15 protein-coding genes and 1 riboswitch are annotated in these 22,344 nt (G+C 44.6%); of the genes, 9 read left to right on the forward strand and 6 right to left on the reverse strand.

Annotation, left to right across the window (positions count from 1 at the left end; genetic code table 11):
- Positions 1-52: 52 nt before the first annotated feature.
- Both ABDW16_RS02310 and ABDW16_RS02315 read right to left on the reverse strand, forming a co-directional pair.
- A complete protein-coding gene (locus tag ABDW16_RS02310) occupies positions 53-1,234 on the reverse strand; it encodes a homoserine dehydrogenase (protein WP_343667501.1) in 1,182 nt (393 codons plus the stop codon).
- Positions 1,235-1,284: 50 nt separating this feature from the next.
- The gene (locus ABDW16_RS02315) at positions 1,285-2,463 is read right to left on the reverse strand and encodes a PLP-dependent aspartate aminotransferase family protein (protein ID WP_343667502.1); all 1,179 of its coding nucleotides are present in this window, start codon (positions 2,461-2,463) and stop codon (positions 1,285-1,287) included.
- A 130-nt stretch (positions 2,464-2,593) separates the two neighbouring features.
- A riboswitch (SAM riboswitch) is annotated at positions 2,594-2,717 on the reverse strand.
- A gap of 111 nt (positions 2,718-2,828) precedes the next feature.
- Between ABDW16_RS02315 and ABDW16_RS02320 the strand changes: the two genes are divergently transcribed.
- From ABDW16_RS02320 to ABDW16_RS02345, 6 genes are all read left to right on the forward strand, one after another.
- On the forward strand, positions 2,829-4,130 hold the full coding sequence (locus tag ABDW16_RS02320; RefSeq protein ID WP_343667503.1) for a DUF2851 family protein: 1,302 nt from the start codon (positions 2,829-2,831) through the stop codon (positions 4,128-4,130).
- Positions 4,131-4,366: 236 nt separating this feature from the next.
- Positions 4,367-5,221 (forward strand): hypothetical protein, encoded by an 855-nt coding sequence (locus ABDW16_RS02325; RefSeq protein WP_343667504.1) that lies wholly within the window; start codon positions 4,367-4,369, stop codon positions 5,219-5,221.
- A 104-nt stretch (positions 5,222-5,325) separates the two neighbouring features.
- Positions 5,326-6,249 (forward strand): lipoyl synthase, encoded by a 924-nt coding sequence (gene lipA, locus ABDW16_RS02330; protein ID WP_343667505.1) that lies wholly within the window; start codon positions 5,326-5,328, stop codon positions 6,247-6,249.
- Positions 6,250-6,735: 486 nt separating this feature from the next.
- On the forward strand, positions 6,736-8,067 hold the full coding sequence (locus tag ABDW16_RS02335; RefSeq protein WP_343667506.1) for a TolC family protein: 1,332 nt from the start codon (positions 6,736-6,738) through the stop codon (positions 8,065-8,067).
- A 55-nt stretch (positions 8,068-8,122) separates the two neighbouring features.
- On the forward strand, positions 8,123-9,274 hold the full coding sequence (locus tag ABDW16_RS02340) for an efflux RND transporter periplasmic adaptor subunit (protein ID WP_343667507.1): 1,152 nt from the start codon (positions 8,123-8,125) through the stop codon (positions 9,272-9,274).
- A gap of 38 nt (positions 9,275-9,312) precedes the next feature.
- A complete protein-coding gene (locus ABDW16_RS02345; RefSeq protein WP_343667508.1) occupies positions 9,313-12,489 on the forward strand; it encodes a multidrug efflux RND transporter permease subunit in 3,177 nt (1,058 codons plus the stop codon).
- 57 nt (positions 12,490-12,546) lie between these two features.
- On the opposite strand, the gene ABDW16_RS02350 is transcribed toward ABDW16_RS02345, so the two are convergent.
- Positions 12,547-12,957 (reverse strand): hypothetical protein, encoded by a 411-nt coding sequence (locus tag ABDW16_RS02350; RefSeq protein ID WP_343667509.1) that lies wholly within the window; start codon positions 12,955-12,957, stop codon positions 12,547-12,549.
- 207 nt (positions 12,958-13,164) lie between these two features.
- Positions 13,165-15,852, reverse strand: a complete 2,688-nt coding sequence (locus ABDW16_RS02355) for an AsmA-like C-terminal region-containing protein (protein WP_343667510.1) — start codon at positions 15,850-15,852, stop codon at positions 13,165-13,167.
- A gap of 103 nt (positions 15,853-15,955) precedes the next feature.
- Between ABDW16_RS02355 and ABDW16_RS02360 the strand changes: the two genes are divergently transcribed.
- A complete protein-coding gene (locus ABDW16_RS02360; RefSeq protein ID WP_343667511.1) occupies positions 15,956-16,543 on the forward strand; it encodes an RNA methyltransferase in 588 nt (195 codons plus the stop codon).
- A gap of 55 nt (positions 16,544-16,598) precedes the next feature.
- On the opposite strand, the gene ABDW16_RS02365 is transcribed toward ABDW16_RS02360, so the two are convergent.
- Together ABDW16_RS02365 and ABDW16_RS02370 are read right to left on the reverse strand one after the other, a co-directional pair.
- On the reverse strand, positions 16,599-19,001 hold the full coding sequence (locus ABDW16_RS02365) for a ribonucleoside-diphosphate reductase subunit alpha (RefSeq protein WP_343667512.1): 2,403 nt from the start codon (positions 18,999-19,001) through the stop codon (positions 16,599-16,601).
- Positions 19,002-19,105: 104 nt separating this feature from the next.
- Positions 19,106-20,077 carry a ribonucleoside-diphosphate reductase small subunit gene (locus tag ABDW16_RS02370; RefSeq protein ID WP_146967206.1) on the reverse strand — a complete coding sequence of 324 codons (972 nt, stop codon included), beginning with the start codon at positions 20,075-20,077 and terminating at the stop codon, positions 19,106-19,108.
- Between the two features lie 474 nt (positions 20,078-20,551).
- Between ABDW16_RS02370 and ABDW16_RS02375 the strand changes: the two genes are divergently transcribed.
- Entirely contained in the window at positions 20,552-21,193 is a 642-nt protein-coding gene (locus tag ABDW16_RS02375; protein WP_343667513.1) for an ABC transporter ATP-binding protein, read from the forward strand.
- A complete protein-coding gene (locus ABDW16_RS02380; RefSeq protein ID WP_343667514.1) occupies positions 21,180-22,286 on the forward strand; it encodes a hypothetical protein in 1,107 nt (368 codons plus the stop codon). Before ABDW16_RS02375 ends, ABDW16_RS02380 begins: the two co-directional genes overlap by 14 nt.
- Positions 22,287-22,344: the final 58 nt, after the last annotated feature.

Genomic DNA, 22,344 nt, shown 5'->3' on the forward strand with positions numbered 1-22,344 from the left:
GCCGTTTCATTTTGGTTGGTTAATACTTTGATACTTCCTATTAACGCAATTTCTATTCCAATACCAGCAGGTTTACATCTGGATTCTTCAGCCATTTAGCTTCCTTCAGCTTTTCCAGATTGATCACCCCAACTATATAACGCCAGGTAGAGGATTCATATTTTTCAGAGATATTGTAGAAGTCTGGCAGATGTACCTGGTCGGCCGTACGATAACGCAGATATATCTTTAGCTGCACATCGTTAGTAAATGCCGGAGAGTTAGCCTGCTTGATCTTCTTATACTCGTATCTGTAATTATATGTCAGTGCAGAGATGTCAGATAGTACTGCGCTACCAGTAGCGGTGCCACCAGCACCTTTACCTACAAAGAACTGCTTGTCGGTAAATGCGCTTTCGAGCAGGATACCATTGTACTCGTTGTACACATCATACAGCAGGTTGTGTTCCTTGATGAGGTGTGGTAATACCGATGCATTTACGCTGCCGTTCTTTCTTCTGCAGCCAGCAATAAGTTTCACTGTACAATTTCTTTGCTTTGCAAACTGAATATCGAAATCATTCAGGCGATGAATACCGAAGTTGAATACTTCTTCTGGTTTTACGAATGTACCAAAGGCATGTAGCAGTAAGATAACGATCTTGAATTTAGGATCATAACCTTCGATGTCCAATGTAGGATCAGTCTCTGCAAAACCGAGCTCCTGCGCCTTTTTAAGGGCTTCATCAAAGCCCTGGTTTTCTTCGAATATTTTGGTAAGGATATAATTCGTAGACCCGTTACAGATACCTTCAACTGCATTGAGCAGGTCGTTGTCGTAGTACTCTTCCAGGTTACGTACAATCGGAATACTTGCACAGCTGGATGCCTCATAAAGGAAGGGCACTTTGTTTTCTACCTGTAGCTGGTAGAGAGCTGGCAGGTTTTCGGCGATCATGCGTTTGCTGGCGCTTACTACTGCTTTACCATTACGCAGCGCGGTGCTTACGATTTCGAAAGCTGCTTCTGTTTCATTGATCAGTTCCACTACTACATCGATGGTAGGGTCCTGTAAGATATCATTCTTGTCTGTTGTAAAATAGCTGGCGTCGATAGGACGTGGCTTATTGGGGTCTTTGATACATATTTTTTTAATACGCGCATTGATACCTTTAGTTCTGTTCAATACTTCGTAAAGTCCTTGTCCCACACAACCAAATCCGAAAATACCCAGATTGATAATTTTGTTTTCCATGTTCAATACTTAGTGCTGCATTCAGTGTCCGTTGCAAAACGGTTTTGCGTTTATTGTAAAACTGTAATTTGTTTACCTGCAGGCAGGTTCAGTTTATCCAGTGCCTGTTTGAGGTCATTGATCAGGTCTTCTGCATCTTCAATACCTACAGAGAGGCGGATGCATGAATCCTGTAAACCTGTTTTTTTGCGGTGGTCTTCCGGAATATTCCGGTGTGTCATGGTCGCTGGATGATCCAGCGTACTTTTTACACCACCAAAGCTTTCGGCGAGTTTGAACAGCCGGGTGGCGTTCACTACTCTTATTGCGTTTTTGATGTTGTCACTTTTGAGAGAGAAGCTCACGAGTGCACCGTATTGCTTTTGTTGCTTACGGGCAATGTGGTGGTTTTTGTGAGATGCGAGTCCGGGATAGAATACCTTATCTACAGCAGGATGTGCAGAGAGCCAGTTGGCAACTGCCATTGCATTGCTGCATTGCTTATCGAGGCGCAGGCACAGGGTTTCGATACCCCTGATCGTGAGCCATGCTTCGAACGGGCTGAGTATACTTCCGGAAATATTTTGATTGAAGCGTAACTGATCGGCCAGTGCCTTGGAGTTGACTACAACCAGTCCCGCGATTACGTCGGTATGACCTGCAAGGTACTTGGTGGCACTGTGTATCACGATATCGGCACCCATTGGAATGGGTTGCTGTAGCAGTGGTGTACACAGGGTATTGTCTACTACCAGCAGTACGTTGTGCTGCCTGGCAATCTTGCTGATGGATTTGATATCGGATACGCGTAATGTAGGATTGGTGGGCGATTCCAGCCAGATCATCTTTGTATTTGGTGTGATGGCAGCCAGTACTTTGTCGGTATTGCTGGTATCTACAAAGTTTGCTTTGATGCCAAAGCGTTCAAACATATGCTGGAACATCTGGAAGATACCGCCATAAGTATCTTCGACAGCCATGATTTCATCACCTGATTTCAATAATTTCATTACTGCATCGATCGCGGCCATGCCACTGGCAAAGGCAAAACCTGCATGGCCTTCTTCGAGGCTGCAGATGATGTTTTCCAGTACCTTGCGGGTAGGGTTGTTGGCACGGGAGAATTCGAACCCTTTGTTGATGCCGGGTGATTCCTGTACGAAGGTAGAAGTCTGGTAAATAGGGACGGAGATGGCGCCCGTCAATTCATCTACCGGGATACTATGTAATAACTGTGTGGCTATTTTCAACGCAAAGCAATTATACGGTTATGAACAGGTGGTTCAGAACAGATAACTACCCGAAATAAAAAAGGCTCTTCCGTAGTTGGAAGAGCCTTTTCAGTATTTATTAAGTACGATGAAAATGTCAATCTCTGCCAACTTATCTATCTCCGGTTATGTGAATAACCGAAGCCGGAATTAGCACCTTTCCCTCATTTGTTAAACAAGGTTGGTTGCTAAGGCATCGCAGGGCCAAGTCCCTCCGCCTTTCTGGATAAGTCATCTATAAAGAACTGGGTGCAAAGTTAATGGTAACTCTATCAGATTTCCAAAAAAAGAAAAATTTGGAATCCGGAAGGGGGAATGCTAATTTTATTAGTAAAGATGAATTTATGACCATTGTTCAAATAGCCCCGCTCCTCACAGAGGAGCTGTTCCAATATATTTGGCAACATCGTTTGTTTACCATTTCTCATTTGCATACAATAGAAGGAGAGGCCGTACAGGTACTTCAGCCGGGAGTACTGAATAGTAATGATGGACCGGATTTCAGCAATGCCAGGTTGCGGATAGGCGATACCATCTGGGCTGGAAATGTAGAATTGCATTTAAAAACTTCTGACTGGTACAGGCACAATCATCAGCGGGATCCGCGCTATAAGAATGTTGTGCTGCATGTGGTGTTTGAGCATGACCTGGAAGAGACAACGACGCAGGGTATTCCTTGTTTGGAATTGCAGTCGGCTATTCCAAAAATGCTGTTGCACAGGTATGCACAGCTGAAGCATTCGGGCCATTTTGTGCCTTGTGGAGGAAATGTGGCAACAGTGGAGCGGCTTACCTGGCGAAGCTGGAAAGACCGTATGCTGGTAGAGCGGTTAGAACGCAGGGCTGATATGATGAAGGAATGGTTGAACAAGAGTCGGAATAATTGGGAAGAGTGCTGTTACTGGGCTATTGCACACAGTTATGGATTGCCGGTAAATGGGGATGCATTTCTGAAGCTGGCCCAATCGCTGCCGTATACAATGCTGGTACGGAACAAGCATAATCTTGTACAGTTAGAGGCGCTTTTATTCGGGCAGGCGGGTATGCTGGAGGGCCCGTTCAGTGACGAATATCCATCGGAACTGCAGGCAGAATATGTGTTTCTGAAGCGGAAATACCACTTGCTGTCTTTATTGCCTCACCAGTGGAAATGGTTACGGATGCGGCCTTCTTCCTTTCCTTCGGTGAGGCTGGCCAGCCTGGCGGTATTGTTGCAGCAGGGGAGGGACCTCTTTGCCCGCCTGCTGGAAATGAAAGACCTGCAGCATTTTCATGAGGTGCTGTTTGTACAGCCGGAGGGCTACTGGAAAGATCATTACCGGTTCGATACCCCGGCGGTGATTATGCGCAGACCGGGCATTATGGTGACCAGGAATGTGATTATTAATAGTATTTTACCCTTGTTGTACTTATATGGAAGGGAGAAAGGATTGCCGGAATACCAGGAAAGGGCATTGGGCATGATGGAAGCATTGCCTGCAGAGGAAAACAATGTGATGGAAGGCTGGAAGAAGGTGGGTATACTGGCCGGAGATGCTGCCGATTCACAGGCATTGCTGCACCTGAAGCAGCACTACTGTGAGGAAAAGCGATGTTTGCAATGCGCAATAGGGTGCAAGCTGCTGAAGACCGGCATCGCCCTGTAACCATTTTACTCCGGGTGCGTTATATTTAAGGAGAGAAGAGGAGATAAAACAAATTTACACATGAAAGAAAAAACGTGTAGGTTTGTAATGATAAGTATACCAATATTACGCCCCTTACGTTTATTAGTAATGGTGGGCGATACAGTTAGACTCAGGATACTTTTGTTTGTAATTCGTGATGAGGCTGATCAATCATAATTTAATATTACTCCCTTAACAAAAACAAATCTATACAGGTGAAAAAATTACACTTATTCTTGCTTTTATTGGTAGTGGCAGGTGGAATGAAGGCACAGGACAGTACCTCGTCGGTAAAGTCAGGAGCACAGCACAGGGAGCAGAAGAAGTCTAAGCCCGTTGCCTCGTTTAAACAGCAGGAAGAGCTGGAAAATGTTTACCAGCGTGAGTTTTCAGTAGGTGCCCGTCTTAATACCGACGGTTGGAGCGGTTTCCTCGAAAAAGGATATCGCAGTAGCAGAACGAAAGTGACCTTTTTCCAGTTTGAATTTGCAGAGAAGAAAGATCCAAAAGAAGATAAAAAGTCAGGCGCGATCAAGGGAGTTGACCAATATGGATTTGTATATTCTGAAAAGCCTTATATCTATGGTAAGCAGAATAACTTTTACCAGGTAAAGATCGGTATCGGTCAGCAGAGACTGATAGGCGGCAAAGCTAATAAGAATGGAGTACTGGTGAATGCTTTTTACTATGGAGGTCTTTCAATCGGATTGCTGAAACCTTATTACCTGAATGTAATTGATCCAAATGACGGCGTATCTGTAAAAACCATTAAATATGGCGAAAGCGTAACGTATAACCAGGCATTCCTGGATAGAAACTCCATAATTGGTGGTGGTGGGTTTGGAAAAGGTTGGGGAGAGATAACAGTAGCACCCGGCGTACATGCCAAGACCGGTCTTCGTTTTGACTGGGCCAGATTCAATGAAGTGGTGAGCGCCCTGGAGGTGGGTATAAATGCTGAATATTATACTAAGGATATACCTATAATGGTTGAAAATGATCCTAAGAAGTTCTTTTTCAATGCTTATATAGCTTTACAGTTTGGTAAGCGCTGGAATAAGAAAAAGTAAAAATGAAAAATAATGTAAAAAACGCTTTTGCCCCTGGCAAAAGCGTTTTTTATTGGAATCCCTCAAGAAGTACTATTTTTGTAATCTTAAAGAAAGGATCAGAGATGCAAGAACCAACACTCACGACCGCAACACCTTGCAGTACAGCACCTGATGCTGCACCTGCCCCCAGGACCAAAAAACCTGACTGGTTGCGTGTCAAATTACCAATAGGAGAAAACTACAAACAGGTTCGTAGCCTGGTAGATACCCATAAATTACATACCATCTGCGAAAGCGGAAACTGCCCTAACATGGGTGAGTGCTGGGGAGCCGGTACTTCTACCTTCATGATATTAGGAAATATCTGTACCCGTAGCTGCGGATTCTGTGCCGTAGCCACTGGCAGGCCAGAAGCAGTAGACTGGGATGAACCTCAGCGTGTGGCGGAAGCCATCTTCCTCATGAAGGTAAAACACGCTGTGATCACCTCTGTAGACAGGGATGAGCTGAAAGATGGTGGCTCCATCATATGGGCCAATACCATCAAGGCAGTAAGGGCGCTGAACCCTGAAACGACTATGGAAACCCTGATTCCTGACTTCAGGGGTCAGTGGGAGAACCTGCAGCGTATTATTGATGTAGCGCCAGAGATAGTTTCTCACAACCTGGAAACTGTAGAGCGCCTCACCAAACAGGTGCGTATCCAGGCTAAATACCATAGAAGCCTTGAAGTAATTCGCCGCCTGAAAGACGGGGGGATGCGTACCAAGAGTGGTATCATGCTGGGGCTGGGTGAAACCAAAGAAGAAGTAATTCAGGCTATGCAGGATCTGTATGATAACGGTTGTGATGTAGTGACCCTGGGTCAATACCTGCAGCCTACACCAAAGCACCTGCCTGTAATACGCTTTGTGCACCCGGATGAGTTTGCAGAGTACAGAGAAATCGGCTATGCAATGGGCCTCGATTATGTCGAATCAGGACCATTGGTAAGATCTTCCTACCATGCAGAGAAGCATATCCACAGTGGGCGGCCAAATAAATAATTAATCAAGTTTATTAAAATCCATCAGCGGTGATGGATTTTTTTATTTCCATCATATCTTCGCATCTCGATTGCGATTAGAGAATATTTATAAAATAGGGGTGCATTTTATAACCAGCAGACCTTGAGTTACTATCCCAACCGATTTAGCAGATGTCAGAATAATTGACAATCTGTTGATTTATAGAGATAGAAAATTTTAATTGAATAGTTATCTTCGCAAAGCATTTTTCAAATTGTTTCGGGAAATATGCGGATATTTCCCGGTATATGCCCGTATATACGACCAGAACCGCAGCTTACACCTACAATACCTGTAACCTACCTGTTTGATTGTTAGTACATACTGATCTGTGCTTAAGCTGGGTATCGTGTGTTCTCGTTCTATTTAAATCTTTAATTAAATACTGCGCAAGCAAAGAACATATGGCATTATTGCTTTGTTCTACGATTGGTCTAAAGAAGAAACTGATTGTCAAAACCTTTTATGAAAAGAGTAATTTATCTGACCGCCATGTTGGGAGCAGGGCTTATAAGCACCTCATCCTCTGCACAGCAGGTATCTGATTCCGTCATGCCAAAAGCGTCTTTGCAGGATTGCATCCAGTACGCGCTAACCCACCAGCCAGTGATGAAACAAACACTGCTGGACCAGGAAATTACGGAACATACCATCAAAAGCAAACTGGCAGACTGGTATCCCCAGCTGAATCTGGCCGCCGGCCTGAACCACTATCTGAAGCTGCAGACGTCTTATTTTAATGGTGCTGCCATCACCACCGGTGTGGCAAATACCTCTTCTGCAGCCTTTACTTTAACACAAAACCTGTTTAACAGGGACGTATTGCTGGCCAGCAGAACCGCCAAAGTAGTGCGCCAGCAAGCTGCACAAAATACCACCAGCAACCAGATCGACGTGGTGTCTAATGTAGCCAAAGCTTACTACGACATGCTGCTTACCAAAGCGCAGGTGGCAGTACTGGATGAAGATATCGTACGCCTGGAACGTAGCCTTAAGGATGCCTACAATCAATACCAGAGCGGTATTGTAGACAAAACCGACTACAAGAGAGCGACCATTTCCCTGAACAATGCCAAAGCCCAAAAGAAAACAGGCGAAGAATCGCTGAAAGCGAAGAACGCTTTGCTGAAACAATATATGGGCTTCCCGGCTGACTCTGTACTGGATGTGAAATACGATACTATCCAGATGGCGCAAAGCGTACAACTGGATACCAATACAACCGTTACTTACCAGAACAGGATAGAGTACCAGTTACTGCAAACCCAACGTTCACTGCTGGAAGCAGAACTGCGCTACAATAAATGGGCTTACCTGCCTACTGTATCAGCATCCGGTAGCTATACCTTTGCCTATTTCAACAAGGATTTCGGGAAGTTGTACAACAACAACTATCCTAACTCGCTGATAGGGCTGACCGTATCTATGCCTATCTTCCAGGGTTTCAAACGTACCCACAATATCAAGATCGCTGAGCTGAACATCAAGCGTACTGACTGGGACGTAGAATCACTGAAGCAACAGATCAATACCCAGTATACACAGGCAATGGCCTCTTACAAGAGTAACTTGAATGAGTACTTCGTACTCAGGGAAAACATGGAACTGGCCAAAGAGGTATATAACCTGATCGATCTGCAGTACAGGGAAGGGGTTAAGACCTACCTGGAAGTGATCACTGCCCAGACAGATCTTCGCTCAGCAGAGCTGAACTACTATAATGCTATGTACACCGTATTATCCAGCAAGATAGACCTGGAAGTGGCATTAGGTACTTTAACACCATCAATTCAATAAATGACAAAACTGGCTGGTTGTAATAATCAGTCATTGAAAGGACAAATATTTTCAGATGAAAACAAAGCAACACATTCTCCTCATTGGCGCCACAGGTATGTTTTTTCTGGCTTCCTGTAAAGGGCCGGCACAAAAAGGTGCTATGGTAATGCCTCCAACCAAGGTAAATGTTACAGCTGCTACTACGGGACAGGCTATTTATTACGATAAATACCCGGCTACAGTGGTGGCGCTGAACCAGGTAGAACTGCGTGCGCAGGTAAGTGGTTATATCACCGGCATCTTTTTTAAAGAAGGGGAGGTCGTGCAGAAAGGAAAAGCCTTGTATGAAATAGATCGTCGTAAATATGAAGCTGCCGCTCGTCAGGCAGAAGCAAACCTGGCCAGCGCAAAAGCTACCCTGGTACGTGCACAGAAAGATGCAGACCGCTATCACGAACTGGCTAAGCAGGATGCGATAGCCCGTCAGACACTGGACAATGCTGATGCAACACTCGAAACCAGCCGTGCAGGGGTAGCAGCTGCCGAAGCAGCCCTGCTTTCTGCCCGTACTGACCTGGATTACTCCGTTATTAAAGCACCTTTCACCGGCCGTATCGGTATCTCCCAGGTAAAACTGGGTGCACAGATCAGCCAGGGATCTACACTGCTGAACACCATGTCCAGCGAAAACCCGATAGCTGTGGATTTTGTGGTGAGCGAAACGGATATTCCCCGCTTCTCAGCAATGCAGGGTAAGACGATTACTCCCGATGACTCTACCTTCCGCCTTACACTGCCAGGTGGTATTCCTTATACAGAAAAAGGTAAGATCCTCGCCGTTGACCGTGGTGTAGACAACCAGACTGCTACTATCAAAGTACGTATCGAATTCGCTAATCCAAAAGATGAGCTGAAAGATGGTATGAGCGCCGTACTGCAGGTGTTGAATGCACAGAGTGGTGAAAATGTGATCATCCCATACAGAGCTGTAGTAGAACAGATGGGTGAGTTCTTTGTATTCGTGGCAAAAGATACTATCGCTGAGCAGCGCAAGATTCACCTGGGTCCAAAACTGAGAGATCGCATTGTTGTAACTGATGGTCTTCAATCAGGTGAAGTGGTTGTAACTGACGGTTTCCAGCGTTTGCGTGATGGTGGTACAATCGATACTTCCGGTGTACCAAAACAACCACAGCAGGCCCCGGGCCAGGCTCCTAAAAAATAATTGTAAATAGTTTGAGTTTGAATCAATAGAAGAAGATCATGATTGCAAATACTTTTATACGCAGACCGGTCACCGCGATAGTAATTTCTGTTGTACTGGTGTTGGTTGGGATATTGGCGATGCTCAACCTGCCTATCGGTCAGTATCCTGAAATCTCACCTCCCACGGTGCAGGTAACGGGTACATATACCGGTGCGGATGCCCAGACCATTGAGCAAACAGTAGCCACACCTGTGGAAGTACAGGTAAACGGTACGCCTGGTATGACGTACATGACCAGTAACAGTACGAACAGTGGTTCCATGAGCCTTACTGTAAACTTTGAAGTTGGTACTGATATCAATATCGCGGCGCTGGACGTGCAAAACCGTGTGGGTATCGCTCAGCCAACCCTGCCCCAGGAAGTACAACGTTTGGGTCTCACAGTAAGAAAGCGTAACCCGAGCATCCTGATGCTGGTGGCATTGTATTCTCCAAAAGGTACACATGATATCACCTTCCTGGATAACTACACGAACATTTTCATTAAAGATGCCTTGCTGCGTGCAAAAGGTGTGGGTGATATCTTTACCCGTGCAGACGACTTTAGTATGCGTGTATGGCTGAAGCCTGATAAGCTGGCCGAAATGAACGTATCTGCCGATGAAGTGAAAGCAGCCATTACAGAGCAAAACGCGCAGATCGCAGCTGGTTCTGTGGGTGCCCCACCACAAAAGACAGGTCAGACTTACGAATATAATATCTTCGTAAAAGGCCGTCTGGCAAATACCGAGGAGTTTGGCAATATCGTGGTAAAGACCCAGCCTAATAATGGTGGTATCGTATATCTGAAAGATGTGGCCCGCGTAGAACTGGGTAAATTCAACTATACTGGTAACTCCTTTGTGGATGGTAAAAGAGCTTCTTACCTGCTGGTATACCAGGCACCAGGTAGTAATGCGATCGAAACTGCCGAGAATGTGACTGCTGCAATGGAAGAACTCAAGAAAGCTTTCCCTAAGGATGTGGATTATGTAGTACCATTCGAGTCAGTATCTGTGGTGAAAGTATCTATTCACGAGGTGGTGGAAACACTGCTCGAAGCACTGGCGCTGGTAGTAATCGTGGTGTTCCTGTTCCTGCAGAGTTGGAGAGCTACCATCATTCCGGTGCTGGCGATTCCGGTGTCTATCATTGCGACGTTTATCTTCTTTATACCACTGGGCTTTACCATCAATACCCTGACCCTGTTCGGTTTCGTACTGGCAATTGGTATCGTGGTAGATGATGCCATCGTGGTGGTGGAGGCGGTCCAGCATAATATGGATCATGAACGGATGTCGCCAAAAGAAGCTACCTCACAGGCCATGAAAGAAATCTCCGGCCCGGTTATCGCGATTGCGTTGATCCTGGCGGCGGTATTCGTACCAGTAGGATTTATTCCCGGTATCGTAGGTCGTCTGTACCAGCAGTTTGCGATCACCATCGCGATCTCTGTACTGATCTCCGCATTCGTCGCATTGTCCCTGACACCGGCATTGTGTACGCTGATTCTGCGTCCTATGCACCTGGATAAGGATTCAAAAGGTCTGAATCAATTATTCTATCGTTTCAATACCTGGTTTGGTCATGTGACCAGCCGTTATTCACTGGGAGTAAAGAAAAGTATCCGTTGGGCAAGGTATGTGATGATCCTCCTGCTGTGTATTTGTGTGGGTGTATTCATGTTGTTCAGAACCAAGCCTACAGGGTTCATTCCTACAGAAGATGATGGCCGTCTGTATATCACATTCGACTTGCCGGAATCTGCTTCTACAGAGCGTACCGTGGAAGCGCTGACAGGTATGATGCATGCTTTGGATAGTGTACCGGGCATTGGTCACTATGCAGCATTGGGTGGTTTGAACGTAATCAGCTTTGCGACCAAGTCAAACAGTGCTACCATCTTCGTACAGCTGAAACCATGGGATGAGCGAAAGTCTAAAGAAACACAGATCCAGGCGATTGCTGCTAATATTCAAGGGAAGCTGTCCCGATGGAAACAGGCCTCTGTCGTAGTTATCCAGCCACCAGCTATTCCTGGTCTGGGTAGTACCGCAGGTTTCTCCTTCATCCTGGAGCAGCGTAGTGGTGATCCTGATATCAAGGCATTTGAAGGTGTATTGCAGAAGTTTACTGCTGCGATTAACCAACGTCCGGAAATAGCAAGGGGCTTCTCCTTCTTCACTGCCCGTACACCGGGTTACCAGTTAGAAATAGACCGTGAAAGAGCAAAGAAAATGGGTGTATCTATTTCTTCAATTGCCACAGCGCTGTCCACTTATATGGGTAGCTCCTATGTGAATGACTTCACCATCTATGGCCGTAACTTCCGTGTGCTCACACAGGCTGATTCCAGCTATCGTGGCGATATCAAGGATCTGAACCAGATGTTTGTAAAGAATACAAATGGAGACATGGTACCGCTGAGTGCTGTGACTAATTATAAGGTGACCGAAACGGCGCCGGTAATTTCTCACTATAACCTGTTCCGTTCTGCAGAAATTAACGGTGCTCCTAATCCAGGTTATAGTAGTGGGGATGCGATCAATGCGCTGAAAGAAGTAGCTGCACAGGTATTGCCTGACGGTTATGGATATGAGTTCTCTGGTCTGAGCCGTGAGGAACTGTTGTCTGGTAGTAAGACGGTGTACATCTTCGCGCTGTCTATTGTGTTCGTATTCCTCTTCCTGGCGGCGTTGTACGAGAGCTGGTCAGTACCATTCTCTGTATTGCTGGCGGTGCCGATTGGTGCGTTTGGCGCGATCCTGACGCTTACGTTCCTGCCTAAGATCAGCAATAACGTGTACGCACAGATTGGTTTGATTACGTTGATTGGTTTGTCGGCGAAGAACGCAATCCTGATTGTGGAGTTTGCGAAAGAACGTGTGGATAGGGGGATGGAACTGGTAACGGCGACTGTAGAAGCTGCGAAGCTGCGTTTGCGTCCGATCATCATGACTTCCCTGGCGTTCCTGTTGGGTATTCTGCCGCTGGTGCTGGCTTCCGGTGCGGGTGCAGAATCACGTAAAACGATGGGTTGGACTGTATTGGGGGGTATGTTTACCGCTACCTTCCTGGCAATCTTTATTGTGCCGGTATTGTTTGTAACGATTACAAGACTGGCGTATGGCAAAGACAAGCTGAAGGCGATGCAGGATAGCTACAAAGTGATGCAGGACCATATGGATGTATAAGACAATGGCTAATAGCTATATTAAAAAAGCCCGCTCAATTGAGCGGGCTTTAACATTTTACTTACCAACCACTTGTCTGTAGTATAGCAAAATGGCTAACAGGGACAGGGCAATCGAGGATAGAAAGAATATCAGAAATATTTTCCATCCTATATGAACAGTCATTTTATTCTCTGGTGGCGCCACATCTGTATACACTTTACTTTGCACCCGGGATGACACGCTTGCTTGCCTGGTCGCTTCTTCCAGGGCAATCCGCTGCATCAGAGCGGTCTTAATATGTGCTGGAGGCATTGGGGCATTTTTGAATGCGGCCCGCTCCATACGACGTTCTACTTCTTCCATTTCTGTATGTAATTCAGGAAAAATGTTCAAATGGATTTGCAGGTCTTCTTCCTCTTCCAGGGTAGTGAACCCCAGAAAGTGTTTTTCGATTAGCCCATCTGATATATAACGCTCGTATTCCATATACTTATTAAGGTTTTCTCTCAAGTTAACATGTCATCCACTCAAAGGATGGAGAATAAGCAAATTTCCACGGCTTTGCTAAGGTGATAAAAATGTTAGACAAAAAGTTGTCCAAATTAGTGAAATAGGAAAATCCTCAAAAAAAATTAGGATCAGGGGTTCATTATCCCCGTTATAGGTATATATAAGTGATTATAATGTGTACCCCTAATTACTTTTCTTCTTGAAAATGTTCCCTATCCCCTTTACCGCCTCTTTTCCAGCATTCTTCAATTCTTCGGTTTTGTTTGTAGTAGTAGCACCCGTTGTATCCTTCTTTCCTCCTGATAACTGCCTGGTCAGCTCCTCTTTGGCTGCTTCTTTTACGGTAGTTACTGCCTGCTTCTTTACCGATTGCAGGGTATCTTTTACCGCTGTTTTTACTGTGTCTACTTTGTTTTTTACTAAAGCAGCAGCCTGATCTTTCAGGTTATTCACCGTATTACCCGCGGTTTCCTGCAAGTTAGTTTTATAAGTTGGTTTTAAGATATTTCCGCCCAATAAAACATTTAAATGGATACTATCACTTACGTTTACGGGTATACCTTTATTACTTGCCTGCGTGGCAAGGCTGGTGATCAGGGCATCACCCTGTTTGCCAATCACGCTTCTTGGCAGGGTCATCAGCATGGTGTAATCCAGTGACTGGTCAAAGCCATGTGAGCCACCAATCTGCATGTGCATACCATTGAAGTTTACTGTGAAAGGATTTATTTTCACCTTTCCGTTTTCAAATGAGAAGTAAGTTTTCAGATCTTTCAGCGAAATGTTTTTCAATGCAGTTACATTCAGTGTATTGGCCAGTTGGTCAACCACACCAAATTTTTGCAGAGCACCTTCCAGCACCAGCAGGTTACCATCTCCGGTCAGGCTACTCAGCACCGGCATCATGTCCTTGCCCAGCTGACCTTTCAGGCTAAGTTGAGAGGTTACCTTACCGCCTATAAATTGGGCGATCGGCATTAATTTCTGTACTGTATTGAAAGATTTAAATGCCTGCTGTATATCTATCTGCTGCACGTTGTATGCCATACTGATATCGGGAGTATTTGGATTTGTCCTGGTGCTGTAGCTACCATTGATCTCCATAGTACCCTGCATAGCATTGGCTTTCACCTGTTGCATAGTAACCGTCTGGTCTTTTACGAGCAATGCCCCGGTTACATTGGTCAGGTCCAGTTTATCATAGTGTACTTTGTCAGCAGTGGCATTCAGGCTCAGGTCCAGGTTTGAAGGCACTACAAATGGTGCACTCTGTGTATCCGTAGCAGTGGTAGCCGTTGTTTCGGTGCCCATCCATTTATCCAGGTCTATCTGATCGGCTTTCACGGTCAGGTTACCATCCAGTGGCTGGTTTTTGAAAGCATAGGCCAGCATATTATTCACTGCCCCATTGGCTTTGAAATTGGTGCCCATGTACTGGCCGTCGAATGACTCTACCGTTACATTCTTAGGGTTGAACTTCATAGACAGGTTATTCACTTTCACGCCATCAGGGTAATCTTTGCTACGATACAGCAGGTTGGTTACCAGAATGCTGCCTGCTGCATAGAAACGGTCGTATTGTTGCTTTTCAATAGCGCTCATATTGCCTTTGGCACTTACGTCTGCATCTACGATACCGCTAAGTGCAGTTCCCTCTTCCAGTTTTATGAACTGGGTTACTTTAGAGAGATCCAGGCTTCCTTTGGCAGCACCATCCACATACATGTCGGATACCGGAGTTTTGACCAGCAGGCGAAGGTCCAGCGGGGTATTGTCCATATCCAGGTGGGCAGATGGCATGTCTACGATAGTGTGATCAGGCACACCGTCAGGGTTATTGACCTTCAGTGCAACCTGGATATTTTTCACTGGTTTAGGCAGATCGGGATATTGGAAAAATCCATCTTTTACATTTAGGTTAAGGCCAAATGCCGGCATCTGTGTAGCACTGTAAGTACCTTTTACATAACCATCAAATGAAGCAGTACCCGAAGTCTTAATCTTGTCAAAGTCTGTCATGAAAATGGCCGGTACCAGTGAAAGGATATCTTTAAATTGAGTAGACGGCGCTTTCATGCTCAGGTCCATGCCATAGGTGCTGTCATTTACCAGTGTGAAAGAGCCCTGTGCAGTCAGCTGCAGGTTATTCAGGCTGGCTTTGGCCTGTTGAATGGTGTAGGTGCTGGTCTTGTTATCTACCTTGATGTCTGCATCCATTTTGGTATGGGTACGCAGCAGGTAGGGAACGAGGCCATACCGGAAAGTGACGGCTTCAGCTTCGGTGCTGGTGGTGAGGGTAAAGAGGTCCTGTGTAAAATCACCTTTTCCTGAGTGATCCAGGTTTTCTATAATCAGCGCCATATCTCCCTGGTGGTCAGTATATTCAATATACGCATCCTCGATTTTGTACTGTTGCAGACTCATAGCAAACTTAGTCGCAGCAGTATCTGCCGGATTAGCCTGGGCTGTATCTGGTTTGGTAATGTCCCAGTTGGCCTTACCATCTTTGTTGATGATAGCATGAATTCGTGGTGCCTCGATATTAACGTTGTAGATATCGTAGGTTTCGCCTTTGATTACGCTCATCAGATTCAGTGCCACATCGATTTTTTTCACGGAGATCAGGGTATCTCCAACAAAAGGTGCGCGATTTACCACCTGCAGGTCTTCCAATGCCACGGCAAGGCGGGGAAAGTGTCTGATCAGGCTGATATCTACATCTTTAAAGTCAACGTCCGCCTCTAACTGTTTATTCAGTTCAGTTTTTACGATGGACATAATCTTTCCCTTAAACAGGAAAGGAATGGCAATAGCTGCGGCTACTAGTACGAGCAGCAATATGCCGGTTACTTTCAGGATCTTCTTTAACATGTGGCAGAGATAGGTTTATATATTCCGATTGAAGATAACAAGTAAATATTGTATTCTTCAAATTAGCTTATTTTTGCCACTGAATTTTTATATCTAATTGATTATGACGCCTGAACGTAGAGAACGATTATTATCCGTATTGAATAGACGCCAGGCCGGCCTCACAGTGGTGCTGGACAATATTCAGGATCCACACAATGTTTCTGCAATAATGCGTACCTGTGATGCGGTAGGAATCCAGGAAATCTTTGTGCTGACTACCAAGGCACCCAGGGTGAAGAAATGGGGGGCGAAAAGTTCTTCAAGCGCTGCTAAATGGTTGACAGTGCATCAGTTTACCGATGTACGGGAATGTATCAAAGTATTAAAGCAGCGATATGATAAATTGATGACGACCCATCTGGCACATGATGCGGTTAGTTTGTACAATATTGATTTTACAGCATCTGTAGCACTGGTATTTGGGAATGAGCAGACAGGAGTGTCAGAGGAATTGCTGGCGGCTGCAGATGGAAATTTTATTATTCCGCAAATGGGAATTATCCGTTCACTGAATGTATCTGTAGCATGTGCGGTGAGTATTTATGAGGCAATGAGACAAAAGACGCTGGCAGGGCATTATGAGAAACGGAGTTTACCTGATGAACAATTCAATACCTTGTTGGACGAATGGGGATATGAAGAAGAATAAGCATAAAAAAAGCTGTTGCAATCTGCAACAGCTTTTTATTTGAAAGACGTTTTAATTAAGCACTACAAGTCACACAGCCCTCTTCCATGGTGCACACTGCACCTTCAATTATCTCCACCTCATCTAACTTCGGGTCTACTTTCTTCTCGCCGGCAGGTGTTGTAGCTGCAATCACCGGCTCCATATTCTGACCACCCTGTTTCTCTACAGTAAACTGTACTGCCTGTGCCGCAGCCTGTGTACGCAGATAATACATACCTGTTTTCAGTCCTTTCTTCCATGCGTGGAAATGCATAGAAGTCAGCTTTGCTGCAGAAGGTGTATCAACAAACAGGTTCAGTGACTGAGACTGACAAATGAAAGCCCCACGGTCTGCAGCCATGTCGATGATAGTACGTTGTTTGATTTCCCAAACAGTTTTATACAGTGCCTTGATATTAGCAGGAATTTCCTGGATGTTCTGAATGGAGCCATTTGCAGAAATGATTTTGTTTTTCATATCATTATCCCACAGGCCCAGTTCTACCAGGTCTTTCAGCAGATGTTTGTTTACCACCACAAATTCACCGCTCAATACGCGACGGGTATAAATGTTGGAAGTATATGGTTCAAAACATTCATTGTTTCCAAGAATCTGGGAAGTAGACGCGGTTGGCATTGGTGCCAGCAACAGGGAGTTGCGAATACCGTGCTTCTTAATTTCTGTTTTCAGTGCAGCCCAATCCCAGCGGGTAGATGGGGTTACACCCCACATATCGAACTGCAGGATACCTTTAGAAGCAGGCGAACCTGGGAAGGTTTCGTAAGCGCCTTCTTTCACAGCCAGATCTTTGGAAGCAGTGAGGCCGGCAAAGTAGATGGTTTCAAAGATATCTTTGTTCAGCTGTTTAGCTTCTTCACTTTCAAATGGATAACGCATCAGGATGAAGGTATCTGCCAGCCCCTGTACACCCAGTCCGATAGGACGGTGACGCAGGTTGGAGTTACGCGCCTGTTCAACCGGGTAGAAATTATGATCGATAATGCGGTTCAGGTTGATCGCTACCTGGTAAGTCACATCAAACAAACGCTGGTGATCAAATTTGCCATCGATCACGAAGCGAGGCAGTGCCAGGGAAGCGAGGTTACATACTGCTACTTCATTGGCATCAGTGTATTCAATGATTTCTGTACACAGGTTCGAGCTCTTGATAGTACCCAGGTTCTGCTGGTTCGACTTGCTGTTGGCAGCATCTTTATACAGCAGGTAAGGGTTACCGGTTTCAATTTGTGCATCGAGAATAGCGAACCAAAGTTCCTGTGCTTTTACAGTTTTGCGTGCGCGGTTTTCGCTTTCATATTGTGTATATAATTTCTCGAAAGCTGCACCCCAGCACTCGTGCAGTCCTGGTGCTTCGTGCGGGCAGAACAGGCTCCAGTCGCCATTTTCTTCTACACGCTTCATGAACAGGTCTGGTACCCATAGCGCATAGAACAGGTCTCTTGCGCGCATTTCTTCTTTACCATGGTTCTTACGCAGATCCAGGAATTCGAAGATGTCTGCATGCCAGGGTTCCAGGTAAATGGCAAAAGCACCTTTACGCTTACCACCACCCTGGTCTACATAACGTGCAGTATCGTTGAACACACGCAGCATAGGAATGATCCCATTTGAAGTACCGTTGGTACCACTGATGTAGGATCCTGTAGCGCGGATGTTGTGAATGCTCAGACCAATACCGCCTGCACTCTGGGAGATTTTTGCAGTTTGCTTGAGGGTATCATAGATACCTTCAATGCTATCGTCCTGCATGGTAAGCAGGAAGCAGCTGGACATCTGTGGCTTAGGCGTACCTGCATTGAACAGGGTAGGCGTAGCGTGTGTGAACCAGCGTTCGCTCATCAGGTTATATGTTTTGATGGCAGCGTCGATATCCTCTTTGTGTATACCAACTGCCACACGCATCAACATATGTTGTGGACGTTCTGCTACTTTCCCATCTATCTTTAACAGGTAAGAACGTTCCAGTGTTTTGAAACCGAAATAGTCAAATGCAAAATCCCGGTCGTAAATTATATTGGAGTCGAGAATCTCTGCATTTTTGCTGATGATTTCCATCACATCGTCAGAGATCAGCGGTGCAGGTTTACCAACTTTAGGATCGATGTATTCATACAGGTTCCTCATTGTCTGGGAGAATGATTTCACTGTATTTTTATGGAGATTACTTACTGCAATGCGTGAAGCCAGCAGTGCATAATCGGGGTGTTTGGTAGTAAGCGAAGCAGCTGTTTCTGCCGCCAGATTATCCAGTTCAGTAGTATTTACTCCATCATATAAACCTTGAATTACTTTCTTGGCAACGTCGATGGCATCTACATAATCCGCATTTAATCCATAACAAAGCTTTTCCACGCGGGCAGTGATCTTGTCAAACTTTACCGCTTCTTTGCGGCCGTCACGCTTAATTACAAACATGGTTAAATGAATTTAAAAGGTTAGTATATTGGAATATGTCGGCAAAAAAATGTCAGCATACTGCTTGCAATTATTATGCCTTTATACATGAATCCGGTAAATAATTAGAAATCTTCATCGAGGCTGAAAGTCTGTGTGTCTTTTCCAGACATTACACCAGCTTTCTGATAGTCACCTACGCGTTTTTCGAAGAAGTTGGTTTTTCCCTGGAGAGAAATCATCTCCATAAAATCAAACGGATTTGCGGTATTATATATTTTGCTATAACCTAATTCTGATAACCAGCGATCGGCTACGAACTCAATGTATTCGGCCATCAGCTTACTATTCATACCAATCAATGCTACAGGGAGTGCATCGATAATAAATTCTTTTTCAATTTCAACAGCGTTGGATATAATCTGGTGAACCTGTTCTTCTGATAATTTTTGTTCCAGCATGCTATAGAGCAAACATGCAAATTCACAGTGCAATCCCTCATCACGGCTTATCAATTCATTGGAGAATGTAAGACCTGGCATCAGCCCTCTTTTCTTGAGCCAGAAGATAGAACAGAAGCTACCGGAGAAGAAAATACCCTCTACCGCAGCAAATGCTACCAGGCGCTCCGCAAAGTTGCCATTCTCAATCCAGCGCAGTGCCCATTCTGCCTTTTTCTTTACAGCAGGTACAGTGTCGATGGCATGGAACAGGCGGTCTTTTTCGACCGGGTCCTTTACGTAAGTATCGATTAGTAATGCATAAGTTTCAGAGTGAATGTTTTCCATCATAATCTGAAAACCATAGAAACAACGAGCTTCTGGCAACTGTACTTCACTCATGAAGTTAACAGCCAGATTTTCATTTACAATGCCATCACTGGCTGCAAAAAATGCGAGTACGTGTGTAATAAAGTGACGTTCACCATCATTCAGATTAGCCCAGTCTTTCAAATCTCCACTCAGGTCTATTTCTTCAGCTGTCCAGAAACTGGCTTCGTGCTTCTTGTATTTTTCCCATACAGCCGGATAATTGATTGGCAGCAATACAAAGCGATCCTTATTTTCCTTCAAAAGGAGTTCATTCTCGTAGTTCATCACTCAATTAATTTAATTATGGTTAACGTATACAGACATGCAAGGACATTACGGAAAGGAGATGTTCCCGCCAATTTAATTTGCTATGAACCTTTTTTTCTGTGATACCCTTTTTATAATATGTGTACGCTGGTTTGTTCAGGACAGGTGGATTGCGCTGGTAATGTTTCTCGGGGCACAACTTCGCCATGAACTTATACAAATGTAATAATGATCTTCGCTGGCTATATTTTAAGTTATTAACGACCTGTGGAAAACACATGTGGGTAATCAGAAAATGAAGCAGGACAGGGGAATGCGCGGATGTCAATTCTATCCGCAAACGTTTTGCACATAGAAAATAATTTAGATATTATTTAGTTTTTTTTCCGGAAATCAGGCTAAATTTTCACCAATTTTTTGTTAATTCATTTACTACCAGTAGGATAAAAAAAATATTTTGTACAATATTAGCAGAAAGTATAATCAATCATTATGTCGGTACCCGTACTCCATTTAAAAAATGTGATTAAAGCCTATGAGGATCATGTAGTTCTGAATATCCCCGATCTCCAGTTAGCATATGGAACCTATTGGTTATTAGGCGGAAATGGAGCCGGCAAGACCACCAGTATGAAGGTAATGGCTGCGCTGATCCCCTGCCAGGGCGAAATCAGTGTGGAAAACGTGCAGGCAAAACAGCAACCTGTACAATTTCGACGCCTTATCAATTACGCAGAAGCTGAACCTGTTTACCCAGGTTTCTTAACAGGAAAAGACCTGGTGAGTTTGTACCTGAAAACCAAAGGAAAAGGGTATAAAGACCTGGATGAAATCATACACTTATTAGGTATCCACGAGTTTATCCACAGGCCTGTGAGCGGGTATTCCAGTGGTATGTTGAAAAAGCTATCCCTGGTATTGGCATTTACAGGTAATCCCAAAGTTATTTTGCTCGATGAGCCGCTTATTACGCTGGATGTACAAACAGTTCCTTTGATCAATGGCCTGGTAGAAGAATTTCATACAAAATTCGGAGTCACTTTTATTATTAGTTCACATCAGCCAGTTTCGGGCAGTTCTATCCGCTTACAGGTACAGGACAAAAATATCGTTGCAGTTCATGGCGTTATCTAAAATATTTACAGCCCGCTTTTATGCAAGGAATGCGGTTCTTTTTTTCCTGGTATTTTATTTCTTTTTCGGAATAGTACCAGGCAATATGTTGCCTGCATATCACCTCGCATTGATCAGGGGTTTTACTGGCAGTGCAGACTTTCTGTGCCTGGTATTATTACTTTGGGCTGCGTATAATGTGAAATGTGCATTTTTCGTTTTAAAAACATTAAGTGCCAGGGAATCATTGTACCTGTATGCAACATTGGGTGTACTGGATGGTATGCATAAATGGAGTACCTGGTATCGTATACATTTCTCCATCTATCTGCCTGCACTGGCATATAGCGCGGTAGCAGTATGCGTGGCGTGGAAAGATAGGCATATAGGGGCCACTGTTACTATCGTGTTGTTCCAGTTAATGATGACAGTAGTACCATTGTATTTCTATGATTATAGAATGAAACGCCCTGGTACTACTTCTGTCTTTATCAGGTGGCAGCAAAAACTGAATCGCTTATTCACAAAACCATTGTGGGCATATTATGTGTACGAGTTGTTGAATAATGGCAGCCGTTCATTTTTTATTACTAAAGGTTTGACTGCGCTCATCATTATTGTTACTTATTCACTGATGGAACAGCCTTACGAGTTGCGGTTTATGCTGGTAGGATTGCTATTGGTATTACTGGCACATACGGTGCTTGTATTTAATCACCGGCAGTTCGACGATCTGAAGTTATCTATAGCTATACAATTTCCATTACCATTGTGGAAAAGGTATGCACATACATTGTTAGGATATTTTGTTTTGCTACTGCCTGAGTTTATTTTCCTGGCAGTAAGAACGTACCAGGTAGCCGGACCATTGGATCAGTTGTTATTTATCTGCCTGAGTGTATCGATGCTGGTAATGTGGAGAATGCTGTTATATTTTTCAAGACTGGACCAGGATAAGTATTTCCGATGGGTACTAATATCAGTAGTGGTTGCCTTGTTCATGATATTAGCTTATTGGTACTGGTACATTGTTATCGCATTGCAGGTACTGGCTTATACAATATTTGCTACGCGGTATTATAAGTACGAACCACCGCTGGCCGAAGTGCAGTAATCCTTCTCATTTTCTTAGAAAGTCTCTCATAATGAGAGGCTTTTTTTGTGCGCGACAA

Origin of the sequence: Chitinophaga sp., assembly GCF_039596135.1 — a bacterium.
GTDB lineage: Bacteria > Bacteroidota > Bacteroidia > Chitinophagales > Chitinophagaceae > Chitinophaga.